This window comes from Anoxybacillus sp. J5B_2022, assembly GCF_026847645.1.
GTDB lineage: Bacteria > Bacillota > Bacilli > Bacillales > Anoxybacillaceae > Anoxybacteroides.
Genome location: NZ_JAPSMC010000137.1, coordinates 1 through 1,484, shown reverse-complemented (window position 1 = coordinate 1,484; position 1,484 = coordinate 1). Strand labels below are relative to the sequence as shown.

3 protein-coding genes are annotated in these 1,484 nt (G+C 39.4%); all 3 read left to right on the top strand.

Annotated features, from left to right (window positions below; genetic code table 11):
* Positions 1-276 (top strand): EAL domain-containing protein (locus M4I42_RS16805; RefSeq protein ID WP_268853179.1); only part of this gene is annotated, 276 nt, incomplete at its 5' end.
* 29 nt (positions 277-305) lie between these two features.
* Positions 306-677: a DnaJ family domain-containing protein gene (locus M4I42_RS16800; protein ID WP_268853178.1), complete on the top strand. Its 372-nt coding sequence runs from the start codon at positions 306-308 to the stop codon at positions 675-677.
* Between the two features lie 132 nt (positions 678-809).
* Positions 810-1,427 (top strand): NAD(P)-binding protein, encoded by a 618-nt coding sequence (locus tag M4I42_RS16795; RefSeq protein WP_268853177.1) that lies wholly within the window; start codon positions 810-812, stop codon positions 1,425-1,427.
* The last annotated feature ends 57 nt before the right edge of the window (positions 1,428-1,484 follow it).

Genomic DNA, 1,484 nt, shown 5'->3' with positions numbered 1-1,484 from the left:
AGCTCTTTAAGCTATTTAAAAAAATTGCCGATTGATCGGCTAAAAATTGACCGTTCATTTGTCCAAAATATTCAAGAGGAAAAAGAAGCGGTTTTACCTGCCATTATTTCACTCGGGCATAATATTGGGGTGAAAGTGCTCGCAGAAGGGGTAGAAACGGAGCAAGAAGTTGCTTACTTGAAAGAAAAACAATGTGACGAAGTGCAAGGCTACTATTATGCTAAACCGCTTCCTTATCACGATTTAGTGAAATTTTTAGAGGAGCATAAAAAATGAGAAACCACGACCGTTAAAGGTGGATGGAAATGGATATCATTTGGAAAATTGCTGAAGAAAAAATACGCGAGGCGATGAAAAACGGTGAATTTGATGAATTGCCCGGCTTTGGGAAACCGATCGAAATCGACGATTTGTCACATATTCCGGAAGAGTTGCGCATCGGCTACTTGATGTTAAAAAATGCTGGCTACGTTTCTGAAGAAGTCAATTTGAAAAAAGAGCTGATGACAATAGAGGATTTGCTTCGTTGTTGTGAAGATGAAAAAGAAAAAGAACAATTAATGCGCAAACTGAATGAAAAATTAGTGCGTTGGAATGCGTTGATGAAGAAGCGAAATAAAACTAATTCGGTTGCATTGAGGGAGTATCAACAGAGAATTAATGATAAATTCAGATAATTATATTCAAAATTGGAGATTCGCATATACTAAAGCTTACTGTTTTAAACAGTAGGCTTTTTTATCAATTATCAGTTAAAGCAATTTGATTTATAAATGACCTGTCGAACAAACAAGGGGGATAAGTAAGAGATGAGCTATCCAATTATGTTAGATATGACGAATAAACAAGCCGTTGTCGTTGGTGGAGGAAAAGTGGCGGAACGAAAAATACGCGGTTTAAAAGAAGCAAATGCGAACGTTGTTGTCGTTGCTCCAGAGATAACAGAGTACATTCAACAGCTCGCTGATGAAGGGGCGCTCGTTTGGCGGAAAAAGTATTTTTCACCGGACGATGTGGAAGATGCGTTTTTAATTATTGCCGCAACGAATAACCGAGAAGTAAACAAAGCGGTGGCCCAAGCAGCCCAGCCATATCAGTTAATTAACGTTGTCGATACATCGGCACAATCTAACTTTTACGTGCCATCGATTGTAAGGCGCGGCAAGTTAACGATCGCTGTTTCAACAGAAGGGGCAAGTCCGACACTGGCGAAAAAAATAAGTCGGGAAATCGCCGAAATGTATGACGAAGACTATGGGAACTATATCGATTTTCTTTACGAGTGCCGGCAATACATTTTGCAGAATGTGGGTGACTCACACAAAAAACAGCAGCTCCTTCAAACCATCACCGATGAGGAGTTTCGAAAGAGTGCAAATTGGGAAAAGGAATTTCAGAAGTTGTTTGAGCAGGTTATGGGAGAATGATTCAATAAATTAGCACTAAAAGCAAATGCCTCCCTAAATTTGGGTACATATTCTCCC